Annotated in this window: 17 protein-coding genes; 5 read left to right on the forward strand and 12 right to left on the reverse strand. The window is 46.5% G+C overall.

Features of this window, described 5'->3' with window-relative positions; genetic code table 11:
• Positions 1-287 precede the first annotated feature (287 nt).
• From ACFYU8_RS17050 to cyoA, 8 genes are all read right to left on the reverse strand, one after another.
• A complete protein-coding gene (locus ACFYU8_RS17050) occupies positions 288-1,244 on the reverse strand; it encodes a carbon-nitrogen hydrolase family protein (RefSeq protein ID WP_390301345.1) in 957 nt (318 codons plus the stop codon).
• Between the two features lie 70 nt (positions 1,245-1,314).
• Positions 1,315-1,887, reverse strand: a complete 573-nt coding sequence (locus tag ACFYU8_RS17055) for an SCO family protein (RefSeq protein ID WP_390301342.1) — start codon at positions 1,885-1,887, stop codon at positions 1,315-1,317.
• A gap of 15 nt (positions 1,888-1,902) precedes the next feature.
• Entirely contained in the window at positions 1,903-2,229 is a 327-nt protein-coding gene (locus ACFYU8_RS17060) for a c-type cytochrome (protein ID WP_390301339.1), read from the reverse strand.
• A gap of 36 nt (positions 2,230-2,265) precedes the next feature.
• The gene (gene cyoE, locus ACFYU8_RS17065; protein WP_390301336.1) at positions 2,266-3,132 is read right to left on the reverse strand and encodes a heme o synthase; all 867 of its coding nucleotides are present in this window, start codon (positions 3,130-3,132) and stop codon (positions 2,266-2,268) included.
• A 28-nt stretch (positions 3,133-3,160) separates the two neighbouring features.
• Entirely contained in the window at positions 3,161-3,493 is a 333-nt protein-coding gene (gene cyoD / locus ACFYU8_RS17070; protein ID WP_390301333.1) for a cytochrome o ubiquinol oxidase subunit IV, read from the reverse strand.
• The gene (gene cyoC, locus ACFYU8_RS17075; protein ID WP_390301330.1) at positions 3,494-4,090 is read right to left on the reverse strand and encodes a cytochrome o ubiquinol oxidase subunit III; all 597 of its coding nucleotides are present in this window, start codon (positions 4,088-4,090) and stop codon (positions 3,494-3,496) included. It lies immediately after the preceding gene.
• Positions 4,090-6,063 carry a cbb3-type cytochrome c oxidase subunit I gene (locus tag ACFYU8_RS17080; RefSeq protein WP_390301327.1) on the reverse strand — a complete coding sequence of 658 codons (1,974 nt, stop codon included), beginning with the start codon at positions 6,061-6,063 and terminating at the stop codon, positions 4,090-4,092. Before ACFYU8_RS17080 ends, cyoC begins: the two co-directional genes overlap by 1 nt.
• A 36-nt stretch (positions 6,064-6,099) precedes the next feature.
• Positions 6,100-7,005: a ubiquinol oxidase subunit II gene (gene cyoA, locus ACFYU8_RS17085; RefSeq protein ID WP_390301324.1), complete on the reverse strand. Its 906-nt coding sequence runs from the start codon at positions 7,003-7,005 to the stop codon at positions 6,100-6,102.
• 260 nt (positions 7,006-7,265) lie between these two features.
• Here cyoA and ACFYU8_RS17090 point away from each other — a divergent pair, with 260 nt between their 5' ends.
• The 3 genes from ACFYU8_RS17090 to ACFYU8_RS17100 are packed head-to-tail and all read left to right on the forward strand — an operon-like array spanning position 7,266 to position 11,015.
• A complete protein-coding gene (locus ACFYU8_RS17090; RefSeq protein WP_390301321.1) occupies positions 7,266-8,786 on the forward strand; it encodes a spore germination protein in 1,521 nt (506 codons plus the stop codon).
• A 6-nt stretch (positions 8,787-8,792) separates the two neighbouring features.
• Positions 8,793-9,917: a Ger(x)C family spore germination protein gene (locus ACFYU8_RS17095; protein ID WP_390301318.1), complete on the forward strand. Its 1,125-nt coding sequence runs from the start codon at positions 8,793-8,795 to the stop codon at positions 9,915-9,917.
• Positions 9,918-9,920: 3 nt separating this feature from the next.
• Entirely contained in the window at positions 9,921-11,015 is a 1,095-nt protein-coding gene (locus tag ACFYU8_RS17100; RefSeq protein WP_391365899.1) for a GerAB/ArcD/ProY family transporter, read from the forward strand.
• A 41-nt stretch (positions 11,016-11,056) separates the two neighbouring features.
• On the opposite strand, the gene ACFYU8_RS17105 is transcribed toward ACFYU8_RS17100, so the two are convergent.
• Together ACFYU8_RS17105 and ACFYU8_RS17110 are read right to left on the reverse strand one after the other, a co-directional pair.
• Complete coding sequence (locus ACFYU8_RS17105) at positions 11,057-11,974, reverse strand: pseudouridine-5'-phosphate glycosidase (protein ID WP_390301312.1); 918 nt, start codon at positions 11,972-11,974, stop codon at positions 11,057-11,059.
• Between the two features lie 30 nt (positions 11,975-12,004).
• Positions 12,005-13,462, reverse strand: coding sequence for an aminotransferase class I/II-fold pyridoxal phosphate-dependent enzyme (locus ACFYU8_RS17110; protein ID WP_390301354.1), 1,458 nt, complete (start codon positions 13,460-13,462; stop codon positions 12,005-12,007).
• A gap of 229 nt (positions 13,463-13,691) precedes the next feature.
• Here ACFYU8_RS17110 and hisC point away from each other — a divergent pair, with 229 nt between their 5' ends.
• A complete protein-coding gene (gene hisC / locus ACFYU8_RS17115) occupies positions 13,692-14,807 on the forward strand; it encodes a histidinol-phosphate transaminase (RefSeq protein WP_390301309.1) in 1,116 nt (371 codons plus the stop codon).
• Positions 14,808-14,996: 189 nt separating this feature from the next.
• The gene (locus tag ACFYU8_RS17120; protein ID WP_390301307.1) at positions 14,997-16,292 is read left to right on the forward strand and encodes an MFS transporter; all 1,296 of its coding nucleotides are present in this window, start codon (positions 14,997-14,999) and stop codon (positions 16,290-16,292) included.
• A gap of 75 nt (positions 16,293-16,367) precedes the next feature.
• Here the strand turns inward: ACFYU8_RS17120 and ACFYU8_RS17125 are convergent, their stop codons facing one another.
• Positions 16,368-16,550, reverse strand: coding sequence for a hypothetical protein (locus tag ACFYU8_RS17125; RefSeq protein WP_106840900.1), 183 nt, complete (start codon positions 16,548-16,550; stop codon positions 16,368-16,370).
• A gap of 12 nt (positions 16,551-16,562) precedes the next feature.
• Positions 16,563-17,393, reverse strand: a complete 831-nt coding sequence (locus ACFYU8_RS17130) for a hypothetical protein (RefSeq protein ID WP_390301304.1) — start codon at positions 17,391-17,393, stop codon at positions 16,563-16,565.
• Between the last annotated feature and the right edge of the window lie 202 nt (positions 17,394-17,595).

Here is a 17,595-nt window from a genome sequence, read left to right on the forward strand (position 1 = left end):
GTAGCGCTCTGTACATTGGCGTACTTGCCCTTAGTGTAGCCAGAGTAACCTACGAAGTTACGAATAGGGGCTGTCCTCGTTCATGATAACTTATGGAATACTTCTTCGAAACTTCTACGTTTGAAGCGCTCCCGCCATTTATTCCGGTGCGGACAGTCATATCCCCCTTTGCGGGGCGTAGGTTGAAGCGTAGACTGGAAATGCGCTTCGCCTCCACTACAGCAACTAAGAAAGACCTCCACCGCCTTTATCAAGCAATGGAGGTCTTCTGCATTTTACAAACGGACTTATTTCATCCACTTCACATTTTCTTTTTTCTCTTCATTCACCAACAACGTAAAAACATCCGGTCGCGAGTAATGGCCAACGACATCAAAATCGAATTGGCTATAGGCGATATCGCGAATGTCTAGATCAGCGTAGAGAATCTCCTCCCGACCAAAAACAGGCTCGACGATATAGTCACCCAATGGCCCCACAATCGCACTTCCACCTCTGCTCATCTCGTCTGGCGAAGAGGCCAGATCGTCATAGCAGGCCAAATCAGTCGGATACATCTCTTTTGTAACGTACTGATTGCTCGATAAGACGAAGCATCTGCCTTCCAATGCGATATGGCGGATGGTGGCTTGCCATGCATCCCTCGCATCAGCTGTTGGTGCGATATAGATTTGAACACCTTTTGCATACATCGCTGCTCGTGCTAACGGCATATAATTCTCCCAACAAATTAGGGCCCCGATCTTACCGTAAGGAGTCTCAAATACCGGCAAAGTACTTCCGTCCCCTTCACCCCAAATCAACCGTTCGGAGGCAGTCGGCTTCAGCTTGCGATGCACACCGAGCAACCCACCATCGGGTCCAAAAAATAAGACGGAACAATATAAGGTGCCGCCGCTATTTTCATTGTCTCTCTCGATCACACCTATGACGAGATACACGCCAACTTTGCGCGCTGCCTCTCCGAGCTTGTCTGTCTCTTCACTCGGGACGACAATCGAATTGTCCCAATAACGAAACCAGTCTTTGCGGCCTTCTGGAGAACGACTTCCTACTTTTGTCCCAAAAGTAAGGCCTCTCGGATACGCAGGGATAAAAGCTTCGGGAAAAACAACGATATTTGCTCCCTTTTCTCCTGCTTCCAGTGTCAGTGAAACTGCCTTTTCCGTACTTGCCTCAAGGTCCATGATGACAGAAGCAGCTTGAACTACAGCAACTCGAACGTTTTGTTGCGGAATAGACATATTGACCTCCCCTGCTCTCCTAGAGAAATTCGCTTGTTCTCCTACTATTCGGTGTATCCGAGGGTCTCCCCTACTGCTGCAACAATTTAATATCCTCGATAATTTTGTTGTAAGGCACGTCCGTCATTCCTTCATAACGGTTAACCACTGTTCCCTTTTGATCGACCAAGTATAAAAACGTGTCGTGGATGATTTGATCGGAATTAGGGTCCTTTTCTATCGGAGTCTTGAATGACTTGAGAATAAACGTTTTGATCTCATCAAATCCATAGCCAGTCAATGCATGCCAATTGGAGAAGTCAGCATTGAATTTACCCAGATATGACTTCAATGCCTCCGGCGTATCTCTTTCTGGATCAACCGAGAAGGAAACAAACTCCACATCAACGCCAGCTTCTTTTGCTTTTTTCTGCAATTCAGCCATGTTTGCGGTCATCGTAGGACAAACGGTTCCACAATACGTAAAGACAAAGTTAGCAACCCATACCTTATTTTCCAGATCTTTCGATGAAAAAGGCTTCCCTTCCTGGTCCGTATAAGCAAATTCATTAACCGGATAGTTGTAATCATATCTTGCAGGACCACACGCAGTTACCAAAACCATCAGGATACTGAGCATGATCAACCAAGCTGTTTTTTTCATTGTACCGCCCCTCTCCTATTCCTTTTTCTCAGAGAGCCACTTCGCTAACTGGCCGATTTCTTCGGCGCTGAGTACATTTTCATAACCAGGCATGCCATTTGCACCGACCGTAATTATTTCAACGAGTTTTTCCTCCGTCATTTTCGAGCCAACTTGCTGCAAGCCTGGACCCACCCTACCGGATAAATCGTTTCCATGGCAGCTCATGCAATTATTTTTGTATAGCTTCATCGCACTTTTATCTGCATCTGCAACTTCTGCTTGTTCTTCTGTTGCACCACCGCCGCATGCAGTTACGAGCAAGAACAGAGAACCGATCATTAGATACTTGATAGCTTTCATGGAACTCCCTACCCTTCCTACGGGAATGACTATCCCTTACAAAAAGGGACGGCCTGTCGTATCCACTACCATGCACACAAACACAATCATCAAATAATTAATCGAGATAAAAAAATTCGTTTTCGCCCATTTTTCCGTATTCTCCGACACAATCCCAATAATCGTATGCCCCATCCATACCATTCCGAATAGGAAGGAAACAGCGAAAAAGATAATCCCTACGTAACCCAGCACATACATAATCGTTACCGTTGGCAATAGCAACACCACGTACGGAATCATTTGCAGCTTGGTCCGCTTGATCCCCTTCATTACCGGGAGAAGAGGAAATCCAGCCGCTGTATACTCGTCTACACGTCTGATGGCAAGCGACCAGAAATGAGCAGGCTGCCACAAGAACAGCAAAGCGAACAAAAGCCACGCTCCTGCGTCAATCTCATTCGTATAGGCACAATACCCCATCACAGGCGGCATTGCCCCAGACACTCCACCAATGGACGTGCTCCAAGTGGACGTTCTTTTGAGCCACATCGTGTAAACGACTACGTACACGAACATCCCGAATAATCCGAGCCAACCTACTAGCGCATTGACTTTATAAAATAGCACCAGCTCTCCTACAAGACCGAGAACCAGGGCGTACAGCAGTACGCCCCCAGGTTTCAGTCGTCCAGTAGCAAGTGGTCGGTCTTTCGTACGGGTCATTTTTTGGTCAAGCTGCCAGTCCCAAATGTTATTTAACACACAGGACGAAGCCATTGTGAGTGTGGTCCCGATCATCAACCATAACAAGAGCATCCAATCCGGCTCCCACTTACTCGCTACCCAATACCCACCGAATGCTGCTACCAGATTGAGTTGTAGAATGCGAGGCTTGGTCAGCTGTATCCAATCTGCTAGCATCTCCATACCCCCGGCAAAATGTTGGTCATTATAGTGCGACCATGTTGTACATCATGATCCAAATCGAACCGATCACAATGAGGAATACGATAAACAACCCGAGTAAGAGCGACATCAAGTTGTAGCGTGGTTTATCCTCTTCTTTCAGATGCATGAAGAAGAATAACTGGACAATAAACTGGAACAGAGCCGCAACTAAATAGATGATGAGTCTCTTATCACTATCCAACCAACCGTTCTCTAGGGCTAGAATGGGAATGATGGTGAAAACAAGCGACAAGACGAAACCGATCACATACGATTTCAGGGAACCATGACCGCCGTGTTGTTCTGTCGTGCCATGCACAGATTGCTTGCTCAATTAATTCACCCCCATCACATATACGATGGTGAAGACGAAAATCCAAACAACATCAAGGAAATGCCAGAACAAGCTGATGATGTTGACTTTTCGCTTGGTCACTGGGGTAATACCGCGCTTCGCGATTTGCATAATCAGGATGATCATCCATCCTAATCCGAGAGCCACGTGCAAGCCATGCGTTCCTACCAATGTGTAAAAGGCGGTCCAGAAAGCACTCGTGCTAATCGTTGCCCCTTCGCTTACGAGGTGCATGAACTCGTTGATTTCCAGGAACAAGAACGATGCTCCCAGAAACACAGTCACACCGAGCCAGTTCATCAAAGCAAGACGATTCCCCTTATTCATAGCGAGAATCGCAAGACCGCTCGTAAAACTACTGGTCAACAAAATAAACGTACTCGCGTAAATCCCATTCATCTGAAAAAGATCTTTTGGACCTGGTCCACCATCCGTGCTCCCTTGCAGCACGATAAAAGTCGCAAACAAGGTAGCGAATAAGATGACATCCGTCATGAGGTAGATCCAAAAGGCAAACGTGCGCAATTCCTCTTGGTCTGGATGATGATCATGATGTCCAGCATTCACATTAGCCATTACGTAATCACCCTCCCTGCTTCTGCCTCTGTACGTTTAATCTCTTCCACCGTGACGTAATAGTCCGTGTCGTAGTTAAACGAGTGAACAACCATACACGCAAGTACACCGATAAACCCTGGTACAGCCATCCATAACCAGTCAAAAATCAAACCGAATCCGACAAAGAACCAGAACATGGACATCACGATTGGAATACCGGAGTTTTTCGGCATATGAATCGGTTCCAGCTCTACTTTCGCCGGCTTTTCCAAGCCTTGCTCGATGCGCAGCTTTCTTTCATGCCAATCATCTTGAGACGTTACCTGTGGCATTACGGCAAAGTTATAGAACGGTGCTGGAGAAGGAATCGACCACTCCAATGTACGAGCATTCCATGGGTCTCCTGTTGTATCTCTCTTCATATGTTTGATACTGTGTGCAATGTCCCAAATTTGGACAAGGAAGGCAGCACCCATGATTACGGCACCGATCGTCGATACCAGGTTCATTTCGAACCAGCCTTTGTCCCAGCCGTACGAATAAAGACGACGCGTCATTCCCATCAAGCCCAGCGCGTATTGCGGCATGAAGCACAGATAGAACCCGATGTTCCACAGCCAGAAAGCCCAACGACCTATACGCTCATTCAGCTTGAAGCCAAAAATCTTCGGCCACCAGTAATACAAGCCCGCGAAGAATCCAAACACAACACCCGCAATGATCACTTGGTGGAAGTGAGCAACGAGGAAGTAGCTGTTGTGATACTGGAAGTCAGCAGGTGCCACGGACAGAAGTACACCCGTCATCCCACCGATGACGAAGTTCGGGATAATCCCGACCGTCCACAGCATCGGCGTTTCGAACGTAATTTTTCCTCGGAACATCGTAAACAGCCAGTTAAACACTTTCACACCCGTCGGAATCGCAATCAACATCGTCGTGACCGCGAAGAACGCATTGACGTCCGCACCGGAGCCCATTGTGAAGAAATGGTGCGCCCATACGAGGAACGAGAGAACGCTAATGATGATCATGGCGAACACCATGGATTTGTAACCAAACAGCTTTTTCCGAGAGAAAGTCGCCACGATCTCGGAGAAAATCCCGAACGCTGGCAGAACGATAATGTAAACTTCCGGGTGACCCCACATCCAAATCAAGTTGATGTACATCATCGGATTACCGCCGCCATCCAAGGTGAAGAAGTGCCCACCCAAATAGCGGTCGATAAACAGCAGTGCCAATGTAACGGTCAAGATTGGGAATGCGAAAACGATTGCGATACAACTCGACAAAACTGACCATGAAAACATAGGCATTTTCATCAAAGTCATACCAGGAGCACGCACTTTCAAGATCGTCACAATAAAGTTAATCCCGGTCATCAAACTACCTATACCTGAAATCTGAATCCCCCAAATGTAGAAATCCTGACCTGGTCCCGGGTTAAAGGCTAACTCCGAATACGGCGGATAAGCCAGCCATCCTGCATCCGGGGAACCCCCAATGACGAAGGACAAGTTAAACAGCATCGCCCCTGAGAAAAACAACCAGAAGCTGAGCGAATTCAGAAACGGAAACGCTACGTCACGTGCACCGAGTTGCAGCGGCACGATGACATTGAACAAACCAAACATGAGGGGCATCGCCATAAACAGAATCATGATAACGCCATGCGTCGTAAAAATCTGGTTGTAGTGATCCCCACTCAAAAACTGCATATCAGGCATGGCGAGCTGAGCTCGCATCAGGAGAGCATCTACCCCTCCTCGAAACAGCATGAGAACGGAAGCGAGAATGTACATGATACCGATCTTCTTGTGATCGACAGTTGTCAGCCATTCGCGCCAGAGCCATCCCCATTTTTTAAAGTAAGTCAGCACCGATACGATTGCGATCATACTGAGCACAATGCTGACGTCCGCACCGTAAATAAGTGGATCGCCTGTTACGAAAAATTCAGAGGCGAATTCTTTCACACTCTCCCACATCGTTGTCTCTCTCCTCCCTCTTTCAATTTCAACCGACTATTCTTTCACCCGCGCTGGCGGTTGCACTCTCGTAGATAGGCCGTGATTGTGTGAAGCAGCATACTTGGTCACAGTCATCTCGTACAATCCTTCAGGGAAAGCGGAGAAATAGCGTACATCCGATGTTCCTTGTTTGGTCAGCTCTTTGTAACCATCCAACGTCAGCCCAGGGGAAGTATTTTTCACCTGATTCACCCATTGATCAAAGCCTTCTTGGGAAGTCGCATTTGCTGTAAAGAACATCTTCGCAAATTCTTTTCCGGTAAAGTTCGCACCAGATCCCATGTACTCACCCTGCTCATCTGCTTGCAGGTAAAGAGTCATAGACATGCCGGACATGGCATAAATCTGACCGCCAAGCTGTGGAATCCAGAATGAATTCATCGGGGCGTCAGATGTCACTTCGAAGCGTACCGGCACATCCTCTGGGAACTGCACATAGTTCACAGTGGCAATGCCTTGTTCAGGATATTGGAACAGCCACTTCCAATCCAAATTGGTCACTTGAATCGTGATCGGTTTCTTCTCGGATTCCAATGGCTTGGATGGCTCCAGAGAATACGTGTACTGAACAGTCACGATCCCGATCAACGTAATAATGATGATGGGAATGCCCCACCAAATGATTTCCAGTTTCGTGCTGTGTTCCCAATTAGGCGTGTACTTTGCCTTTCTTCCTTCTCTGTCACGGTATCGCCATACGATGACAAAAGTAAGAATTAGTACAGGAACAATCACAATTAACGTTAAAAGCGTGGATAAAATCATTAAGTCCTTTTGCTGTTCACCAATGGGTCCTTTCGGATCGAGCACGATATAGTTATCAGCGCAACCGGTCGTCAAGAACAGCAGGATGAACATGAACAAAAATGACATACAGCGTACTGTCTTGGACGTCTTCATGTCCTTGTCCTCATCTCCTATCACCATGCACAGGGTACTATTGAAACAAGTCTTACTCTAAAGCCGGACCGTTGGAGTGTCACCAGCCAATGACAAAGTGGATCAACCAGCCATGTTCAATAATCCGCTACATTTTGTACACTTTTTAGACATAAATAAAACCTTCTCAATTAAGAAGGTCCTTATCTAGTCGAATGGAATTGGAAATCGATGGGTACCCTAAGAGCACTTCCATCTCATTGCTGATTAGGTGAAGCTATATGATCAAAAAGTTTCGGAGAAAGCTATCGATTCATCACATCAAACAGAATCAAGACCCACAAGAAACTCCCCTACAGGAAGACCTTCAAGCAAATGTGACTACCGTTCGCAGTCATTTTGGGTTCACGAGTGACCTAGCCGTCCGAACCTTTTGGCTTGGGGCAAATCAATCACATCAAGCATCTTTGCTGTTCCTTAAAGGCATGACGAATCAAGATGTCATGGATCGAGATGTCATTAGACCGCTGATGAATACCATTGGCGATCTCCACGAGGGCATGGTTGATCATATTATGAATGCTGTTCTGCATGTCTCGCTGGCGTGGAAGGAGAGCACACTTGAAAAAGTGCTCGAACAGCTTGCCCGCGGATATATCGTTCTTTTTATCCATAACCAAGCACAGTGCATTATTATCGGAGCCAAATCGCTTGGACAAAGAAGTGTGGAAGAGCCTTCTAAAGAAGCAGTCATTCGCGGTCCACGCGAAGGCTTTATTGAAACGATTGACACAAATCTCTCACTGATTCGCAAAAGATATCACAATCCCAATCTCCAAATTGAAACCTATTGGATCGGTACACAATCGGATACAAGGGTATGTCTCGCCTACATCCGAGGAGTTGTGAAGGAAGAATTGGTCGACGAGGTGAGAGCTCGTCTATCTGTCATTAAAATGGATGCCATCTTGGATTCTGGCTATATCGAGCAATGGATCGAAGACGAACCGTTTTCTATTTTCCCGACGATCTACAACAGTGAAAAACCGGACATTCTGGTAGCCAAAATTTTAGAGGGGCGTGTTGCTATTTTGGTGGATGGCAGTCCCGTTGCCCTCATGGTACCAGCTACGTTCCAAGAGTTTTTCCAGAATCCGGAGGACTACTATTCTCGCCCCTTCTATGCCAGCTTTTTACGCTTGCTTCGTTACGCAGCATTTTTTGTCTCAGCATTTCTCCCATCTCTTTATATATCTTTCGAAAATTTCCACAAGGATTTAGTGCCACCTACGTTGCTGTTCAGTTTTATCAATGCCAGAGAAGGCGTTCCGTTCCCTTTGCCCATCGAGCTGCTTCTTATGGCGATCGTGTATGAATGGCTTCGTGAAGCCGGGGTACGTATGCCCCGTCCTATTGGACAAGCTGTCAGCATCGTAGGAGCTTTGGTCATTGGAGAGGCTGCTGTTAGTGCAGGGTTAGTAGGGGCGCCGACCGTTATTGTCATTGCCGCGTCAGCCATCACTTCGTTTATTTTCCCTGCCATTTCTGACGTGGTGGTCATTCTGCGATTCGTTTCGATTTTTGCCGCGTCGGCGCTTGGACTGTACGGCAATTTTCTCGTCTTTTATATGGTTGCGATCTATTTGTGCGATCTCCGTTCATTGGGGGTACCCTATCTGGCTCCTTTAGCTCCTTTGAAGCTGCAAGATTGGAAGGACTTCTTTATTCGCTTTCCGCTTTGGTTCATCAAACTAAGCTCTGGTGCTACCCCTTTCCCACTGAAGAAGCAAAAGGGAGAATGATTGGTCATGAAGACACTAACCGCTGTGATAGGCTTGCTGACTGTCATTTTAGGGGGTTGCTGGAATAACATCGAGCTCACTGAGACAAGATTTGTCACGGCAGTTGGAATCGACTTGAACGAGGAAGGCCGTTATGTCCTTACTGTGAACGTCATGAAGCCAAGTAGTGGAAAAACGGATGGAGGCACGGCGGAAAAAAGCGCGATTATCCAATCGACAGGCTATACCACGTTTGACGCAGCCCGAAATATGATCGAGTACTCGGGGTACAAGCTTAGCTATCATCAAATGCAATACGTAGCGATTGGTACTGACGCAGCCAAAAAGGATATCATCGGGCCCCTTGATTTATTTTTTCGCGACCAGGAATTATCCGGGCGTCACTGGGTCATTTATGTCGAAGGGAAAGCGGAATCTCTCCTGCACACAAAAGGAAATACGAACGACATCCAGCCGTTGCAAATCAACGAAAAAATGATAGCCAGTCGAGCCATTGGCAAATATCCACCCGTACGTTCGCTGGACCTAATGCGGATGATGGCGAGTAAAGAGAAAATAGGCTATCTGCCGATCAGTCATCCAATCCAATCGAAGAAAGAAAGCCGTGAAGCTGGAGCTGTCATTATCAAAGGCGGAAAAGCTATTGCTTCGATCAATGAGACACAGGTGCGCGGATTACTGTGGACAACGGGGAAAATAAAAAGCACGATTGTCATCGTTCCACTCAAGAAGCAGGGACAATACGCATCGATCGAGATTATAGGTTCCAAAACAAAAATCCGTCCCGTTCTCGAAAATAATCAGTTACATATCCAGGTGACTGTCCATCCACACGGATATATCGGAAGTCTCAATCATCCCATTCCAATGGACACAGAGACGTATAAATGGTTACAGACAAAAGTCAATCATGTCATTAGAGATGAAATCCATGAGGCTGTAGCAGTAGCGAAGAAAAATAAGGCCGATATTTTTGGCTTTCATGAATATGTGCATCGCACGTATCCACAAGTGTGGAAAACCCGGGAAGAACAATGGCCCGCTCACTTTTCAGAGCTAGACGTAAAAGTGAATGTTCAGAGCAAGCTCCTCTTAAATGGACTTCTGGCAGAGCAACTTGGCGAAAAATAAGGAGTGGGATGGTTGGACGTCCGGACGATTTCAAGATTTCAGTGGGTCTCGATCCAAGCATTAAGTCTCCCCATAATGGGACACGTCTTCCTAATCGAACCTCTGATTCATACTGCGGGCAAAGACGGCTGGATATCTGCTTTGATCAGCATTCCTTGTGGCATTCTATTCGTCCTGCTGTTGAGCATACTGCGAAGTAAACTTCAAAACACCTCGTTGCTGACGGGAACTGAAGAAAAAGCCGGTAGAGCACCAGCTGTCATTTTATGTGTGATCTTACTCGCCTATTTTCTGTATGCTTCTGCTACGACGATGCGTGGTCTGGAGGAGTTCGTCAAAATAACCTTTTTGCCAGAGACGCCTCTCTGGGCAATCGGAACGAGCTTCATTCTTCTCATTTGGTTCAGTCTGCAAAGAAACATCGAATCCATCGCTAGAATGGCCGTGATCTTTTTTTTGATGACGATGATAACAGGACCGCTTGTTGGACTGACACTCATGCAAGAAAAAGATTATGCCCGCATTTTGCCGATCCTCGACAATGGGTGGGGACCTGCTCTGGAGGGCTCGCTTTTCTATGTTGCATTGTGGGGGGAATTGATCTTAGTCCTCCTGCTTCAGACAAAATGGGTCGGAGTTCGTCATGACTTCAATGGTTTCTCCTTTCTTGTGTTATTTAACGTCTTTTTGGGAGCATCCATGCTAATGAGTGCCATTGCTGTATTTGGGCTGCCTCTCTCGGAAAAATTGGACTGGCCGGTACAAAATACAGTCAGACAAATAAAAATGGGATTTATAAGCCGGGGAGACATTTATGGTATATATACCATGACAGCAGGCTGTTTCATCCGGGTAGCGGTATTTTTATATGCCATCTGTGAATGTCTTGCCTTTCTCCTTTCCACCACTTACAAAAAGCTGAGCTTGCCCGTCTGTTTGGTTACGCTTTTGCTGTCTTTACTCGTCTTTTCCAATCATCAACAACTCTTGCAGACTAATCACGCCTATTTTAAGTATGGATACGTACTCCTGCTACTGCCGATTTTTTTGCTGATTCTCTTCCGGATCAAAGGAGGAAAGGCGGTAGAGAACCCTTGAGTAAGCAAAAGAAAAAGGCCACCCCAAGGCGGCCTTTCCTCCTATGATTCGCTACGGTTTAACGCAACGGCAATTTGTGCAGCGAGCTTTGCATTATTTTTCACCAGGGCAATGTTTGCCTCCAGGCTTTTTCCGCCTGTTCGTTCTTTTACATTCGCTAACATGAATGGCGTTACTTGCTTGCCAGTGATTCCTTGTTTTTTCGCATCATGCATTGCTTGGAGAATAATCGCTTCGATTTCATCGTAAGGGATCCCATCCGCTTCGAGGATCGGATTGGCAATCACCACTCCGCCCTTCATACCGAGTTTCCATTTAGCATCCAGCATCGCAGCTGCCTCTTCAGGCAAATCCATGCTTACAGACACATCGAATCCACTGTGGCGGGAGTAAAAGGCCGGGAACTCTGTTGTTTGATAGCCAACAACAGGTACTCCGAGGGTTTCCAAGTACTCCAGTGTTCTTCCGATATCCAAAATGGATTTGCAGCCCGCACATACGACTGCCACATTTGTCTCTGCCAGCTCTGTCAAATCAGCAGACACATCCCACGTTATTTCCCCTTCACGGTGAACACCGCCGATTCCACCTGTTGCAAACATGCGAATGCCTGCCAACTCAGCACCGATCATCGTCCCCGATACGGTTGCCGCTCCGATTTTTTTCGAGGCTAAAATATACGGGATGTCCCGGCGGCTGACCTTGGCCACATTTTTGTTTGTCGCGAATTCTTCCAGCTCACTCGCACTCAAGCCAATCTTGATTTGCCCGTCCATAAAACCAATCGTTGCCGGAACAGCACCATGATTGCGAATGATTTGCTCTACGTCATTCGCCATTTCCACATTTTGCGGGTAAGGCATTCCATGGGAGATAATCGTCGTTTCTAGTGCAACAATCGGTAATTGATGATCAAGTGCATGTCTGACCTCTTCCGAAAAGCTGAGATATTGTTTCATAGAATTCTCCTCCAATGCCTGATTGTATGGTTATTCCTTGATGACACGAATGGTCTGTAGCGTGGGATCTTCAAAGCCCTGTACCGGCAGGCCTGCCTCCATGTTTTTCTTCGCATAGATGAGGTTCTCTTCCGAAATGATCTCACCCGGGATAAAGATCGGTATACCTGGTGGATATACCATGACAAACTCCGCGATAATTCTTCCCACGGATTGTTCGACGGGGATCATCTCCGTCGGTGCGTAAAAGGCATCGCGCGGGGTAACCGCGAGTACCGGTATTTTGGGAAGCTGCATTTTCGGGCGGCTATTTCTGTTTACTTGATCCTCGAACACAGCAGCCAGCTCTTCCAATGCATAGACAAGGATTTGCAAATCTTCTTTCGTATCACTTGGTGTGATAATACAAACGATGTTGTACAGGTCAGATAGCTCTACTTCAATGTTATAGCGATCGCGGAGCCATTTTTCGGCTTCATACCCCGTAATGCCGAGGTCTTTTACCGAGATGACCAGCTTGGTCGGATCATGAGCAAACGCTCCATTTGTCCCGATAATTTCTCTACCAATGCAGTACAGATGTTTAATTTTATTGATTTGTGCTCGTGCTTCGTTGGCCAGCTGAATTGTTTGATCCAATAGCGCTTTCCCGGCTGTAACCAACCGCTTTCTCGCCACATCGAGCGAAGCGAGCAGTAAATAGGAAGTGGACGTCGTGGTGAGCATACTATAGATAGCTTGTACACGCTGGATCGAAACCAGATTTCCCTGAATGTTCAACAACGAACTCTGCGTCAGCGAGCCTCCTAATTTATGCATACTGCTTGCAGCCATATCTGCACCAGCTTGCATCGCCGATAGTGGAAGCTTGGGATGGAAGTGCACATGTGAGCCATGCGCTTCATCGACGAGTACAGGAACTCCTCTGGCATGCGCAATTTGAACAATACTCTTCAAGTCACCTGCAATTCCAAAATAGGTTGGATTGATGACTAGCACTGCCTTTGCATCAGGATGCTGTTCCAATGCTTGTTCCACAGATTGTGGTGTAATTCCATGGGAGATCCCGAAGACTGGATCTATTTCTGGATGTAAAAAGACAGGAGTCGCACCCGATAAAACGATTCCACTCATGATGGATTTGTGTACATTCCGTGGCACGATGATCTTATCGCCAGGATTACATACCGCCATAATCATGGTCATAATGACTCCGCTCGTACCTTGAACAGAAAATATGGTGTGACCAGCGCCAAAAGCTTCAGCAGCCAATTCCTGCGCTTGTTTGATAATTCCTTTTGGTTGATGCAAATCATCTAATGGTTCAATGTTAATCAAATCGATGGAAAGTGCATTTTTTCCCATGAACCATCGAAATTCAGGATCCATCCCTTTCCCTTTCTTATGACCTGGTATATGGAATTGGATTGGATTCTTCTGGGCATGCTTTCTCAACCCGTTAAAAAGCGGCGTTTGCCCTTGAATCAACATTTTTCCCACCTCACTATCCTTCCGTGTTGTTTGAATGAGTGATGTTTCTGGGCTGATTATAAAGTAAGCTGCTCCTTCCTTCATGATCCAATCTTGACTTTTATGAACCATCCAATTTGTGTTCTTCCCCATAATTGGTCTGTTTCATCTTTCATGAATTGGCTGGTTACAGTACTGGAGATTTCACTTACAGTGTTGCTACCATGAAGTTTTGGAGGCCATATAGATGAAACAACTGCCCACGATTCCATCGCGACAAACATTAGAAAAAATACAATCCTATCAACCTGGGATGCCAATTTGGGAGATTAAAAAAATGTACGGACTCTCCCATATCATTAAATTAGCCTCAAATGAAAATCCACTCGGCCCATCCCCCAAGATCATCCGCGCCATTCTCGGTGCGCTCCCGGAACTGCATCGTTACCCGGATGCCAATACAACTACGCTGAAAGAGCACTTGGCTGATCACCTTGAGTTAACTCCGGAGCATTTACTCGTCACGAATGGCGGGGACGAACTGATCAAGCTCATTTCCGAAACCTATTTGGAGCCTGAGGACGAAATCGTCGTACCTTCGCCGACCTTTAGTGAATATGAATTCGGCGCACATATCATGGGGGCTGTCATCAAAACGGTTCCGCTTGAGGCTGATTATGCATTCAATGTTTCCGCTATTTTGGCAGCCATCACGGATCGAACAAAGCTTGTCTACCTTTGTTCCCCAAACAACCCGACAGGCACTTATTTGTCTCGTCTGGACTTGACGTCATTGCTAGACCAATTGCCAAACGGGGTGCTTGTGGTACTCGATGCTGCTTACAGTCACTATGCAACAGCTGACGATTACACAACGGGTATTGAATTTGTCCGCCAAGGATACCCTGTTCTCGTCTTGCAAACCTTCTCAAAAATTTATGGGCTTGCCGGTATTCGAGTCGGATTTGGTGTCGCTCACCCATCGGTAATCCAAAAAATCCTGAAAGTAAAAGAGCCGTTTAACGTCAATTCTTTGGCACAAACAGCCGCAATTACCGCGCTTGGAGACGTGGAGCATTTTGAAAAATCTCTCTCAGAAAACACCAAAGGCCGTAAGCAGCTCTATGATGCCTTCGATGAAATGAATATTCCCTATGCCGTGAGTATGTCTAATTTTGTCTTGGCAAAATTGGGGCCAAATGCGGGTAGGATTTATCAAGAGCTGTTGGCAAGAGGAATCATTTTGCGTTACGGAGACACTTGGGGGTTACCGGAGCATATTCGAATCAGTGTAGGTACGCTGGAAGAAAATCAAATTCTCATACAAAACCTCCGTGAGCTATTGCTTATCATAGGAAAATGAACGAAAAACACCGGATAGAAATGTCCGGTGTTTTTGCTTTTGCAAAGTGTTTATTCGGCTGGATTATCCTTGTGTTTACCCGTCCCCAATACTATACTGAATGAAAATTCCCCAGTCTTTTCCATCCGAAGGACTGACTGAAATTTCATAACTTCACGAAAGCTTTCGCTCCATAGAAAGGTGGATCAGATGTCACTCAAACGCGAAGATTTACAAAGCTACATCGACTCCCCAGATAAACAGCAAGGACTATACAAACGAACGCTCTGGATTGTGGTCATTTCGCAAATTTTTGGCGGTGCAGGACTTGCGGCAGGAGTCACCGTAGGGGCTCTCCTCGCTCAGGATATGCTCGGTTCGGAAAGTCTCGCGGGCATACCTTCCGCATTGCTCACGCTTGGCTCTGCTATCGCCGCATTGCTGGTGGGGAGACTCTCACAACGCTTTGGACGCCGTTTGGGCCTCGCTAGCGGATTCTTTGCCGGAGGGATAGGCGCAATTGGGGTGGTAATCGCAGCCGTCGCAAATAGTGTTGTCCTTCTGTTTGCTTCCTTAATTCTGTATGGTGCTGGCACCGCCACTAACCTGCAAGCCCGCTATGCAGGCACAGACTTGGCAAAGCCTAAACAGCGAGCGACTGCCGTGAGCATTGCCATGGTCTCCACTACATTCGGGGCTGTTGCAGGACCAAACCTGGTGGAAGTCATGGGACGATTCGCTACATCCATCGGTGTCCCTGCACTGGCTGGTCCTTTCATCTTGGGTGCCGCTGCCTTCATCCTCGCTGGTCTCGTATTTTGGGCATTGCTTCGACCGGACCCGTTCATCGTTTCGAAAGCAATTGCCGAAGCACAACATTTGGATCAGAGTTCCACGTCCTGTCTGAATGAGAATCAGCTTGCAAGCAACAACCGGGGAATCATCGTGGGAGCCACCGTCATGATTTTAACGCAGATCGTCATGGTCGCTATTATGACGATGACGCCTGTACATATGAAGCACCACGGGCATGGTCTCTCTGAAGTAGGCATCGTCATCGGTTTTCATATCGGTGCGATGTACCTCCCCTCGCTTTTGACGGGTGTACTCGTTGACAAGATCGGTCGCTCCACAATGGCATATGCTTCCGGTGCCATTCTGCTTGCAGCCAGCATGCTCGCTGCTTTTGCTCCCGCTGATTCGATGCCGCTGCTCATCGCAGCTCTTGTGCTGCTCGGACTGGGCTGGAATTTTGGATTGATTAGCGGTACCGCGCTCATCGTGGATGCAACGCAGCCCGCCACTCGTGCGAAAACCCAAGGAACGGTTGATGTCTTGATTGCCTTGGCTGGTGCTTCCGGTGGAGCCCTGTCTGGTATGGTTGTCGCCAACGCCAGCTTCGCAGCACTTTCACTCGCTGGAGGCGTACTATCGCTGTTTCTGGTCCCTGTCTTGATCTGGTCCCACCGCAAGAGCAAACACAGTGTCGAGATCGCCCAAAACTAAAGCCACCCTCATCAGGTGGCTTTTCCTCTATCCCAAGTACCCCGAAACAAAAAATGACACTGCTTACGGGCAGTGTCATTTTCCTCCAACCACTTTATTATCATGTCGCTCATTCGGACTATGTTCATCTACAATCTGTTTTAAGCTAGCGAAGCCAGGAGTAAATTTGCTGTTGGGAATCTTCTTCTTGGAAGAGAGATTTTTCGAGTAAACAGCAGTTTCGTTGCCTCTTTTCGAGAAGAACTCAGCTAATTTCATCGTATCCCACTCCTAACTAGCTCTCTTTAGGGTTTTAACCTTATTCACAAACTTGGTAACAAATCCTAATAATAACATATACGTAGTCAACCGCTCGAACTCCTGCATATTTTCGGGAGTAAATGTGTCATTCTTGTAAACAGCGACCGCGAATCCAAGCCTGAACTTGCCAAAATTTTTTACAATCGCAAATTGTTCGATGTCCGTGTCTTGAATACGTCCTTTTACTTGTTTATCGGCAATTCTGCAATCATCTTGAAGCATGGAAGACAGTAGTAGCGTACGTACTGTGTCAAAATCCTTCAACTCGGTTAAGTAAAACACTTCAAACTGCTTGTCATTATTCGTAGGTACGATCCAATAACAGCATAGCTCGTCCGGTTTCAATCCATAAATCGTCTTTACCTCCATTTCAAATGCCTTCATAAACGTGATCGCATTCGCATTAATAATAGCTGTTGATTGACCGCTGCCATCCAAGCTGTAAATCGCATTGGCCAATTCTTTCTCACAATATTTCACTTCCATCTGGAACTCGATGTCGTTCCCTCTCACCTTGTTGCAGATGAACAAAACGATGAATACCATTCCTGCCAAAATGGCGGAATACAAGATAGACAGGCCTAGAACAGAGCCTAATGAAACTAGCTTGTTTTCCTCATTTGGCGGTGCTAGGATAAACAGCCATTCGATCGGTTGAAACATCCACTTATGTATGACTGTTATCAAATCTGGCAATAAACCTTTTAAAATTTCAAGTACGAGCCAGGAGACCAGAACGGACAAGATGCCAAGAACAGAAAAAACAATTTTTACATTGCTCTGCACGAGATTCTTTAGCACCTGTAAACCTCTCCTTCTGGTAAAGTTTTACATTATTTTAACATTTTATTTAGATTCTACAAATAGGAAAAAACTACCTACATTTAGGTAGTTTTTTCGGCGTTTCTATCGTAATCGTACTTACTTTTTGATTCCCTATGTACTGTATCGTCTGCTGTATAATCTTGCTGTTCTCTTCAATTCTCTTCAGTGGTTTAAATGA

It is taken from the genome of Brevibacillus sp. NPDC003359, from assembly GCF_042878995.1.
Taxonomy (GTDB): Bacteria; Bacillota; Bacilli; order Brevibacillales; family Brevibacillaceae; genus Brevibacillus.

What these genes read in the sequence shown, in the direction of transcription:
- ACFYU8_RS17060 (WP_390301339.1), bottom strand. Translation starts at nt 2,229, where the DNA reads ATGAAAGCTATCAAGTATCTAATGATCGGTTCTCTGTTCTTGCTCGTA.
- hisC (WP_390301309.1), top strand. Translation starts at nt 13,692, where the DNA reads ATGAAACAACTGCCCACGATTCCATCGCGACAAACATTAGAAAAAATA.
- cyoA (WP_390301324.1), bottom strand. Translation starts at nt 7,005, where the DNA reads ATGAAGACGTCCAAGACAGTACGCTGTATGTCATTTTTGTTCATGTTC.
- ACFYU8_RS17105 (WP_390301312.1), bottom strand. Translation starts at nt 11,974, where the DNA reads ATGAAACAATATCTCAGCTTTTCGGAAGAGGTCAGACATGCACTTGAT.
- ACFYU8_RS17090 (WP_390301321.1), top strand. Translation starts at nt 7,266, where the DNA reads ATGATCAAAAAGTTTCGGAGAAAGCTATCGATTCATCACATCAAACAG.
- ACFYU8_RS17120 (WP_390301307.1), top strand. Translation starts at nt 14,997, where the DNA reads ATGTCACTCAAACGCGAAGATTTACAAAGCTACATCGACTCCCCAGAT.
- cyoE (WP_390301336.1), bottom strand. Translation starts at nt 3,132, where the DNA reads ATGCTAGCAGATTGGATACAGCTGACCAAGCCTCGCATTCTACAACTC.
- ACFYU8_RS17080 (WP_390301327.1), bottom strand. Translation starts at nt 6,063, where the DNA reads ATGTGGGAGAGTGTGAAAGAATTCGCCTCTGAATTTTTCGTAACAGGC.
- ACFYU8_RS17125 (WP_106840900.1), bottom strand. Translation starts at nt 16,550, where the DNA reads ATGAAATTAGCTGAGTTCTTCTCGAAAAGAGGCAACGAAACTGCTGTT.
- cyoC (WP_390301330.1), bottom strand. Translation starts at nt 4,090, where the DNA reads ATGGCTAATGTGAATGCTGGACATCATGATCATCATCCAGACCAAGAG.
- ACFYU8_RS17050 (WP_390301345.1), bottom strand. Translation starts at nt 1,244, where the DNA reads ATGTCTATTCCGCAACAAAACGTTCGAGTTGCTGTAGTTCAAGCTGCT.
- ACFYU8_RS17055 (WP_390301342.1), bottom strand. Translation starts at nt 1,887, where the DNA reads ATGAAAAAAACAGCTTGGTTGATCATGCTCAGTATCCTGATGGTTTTG.
- ACFYU8_RS17095 (WP_390301318.1), top strand. Translation starts at nt 8,793, where the DNA reads ATGAAGACACTAACCGCTGTGATAGGCTTGCTGACTGTCATTTTAGGG.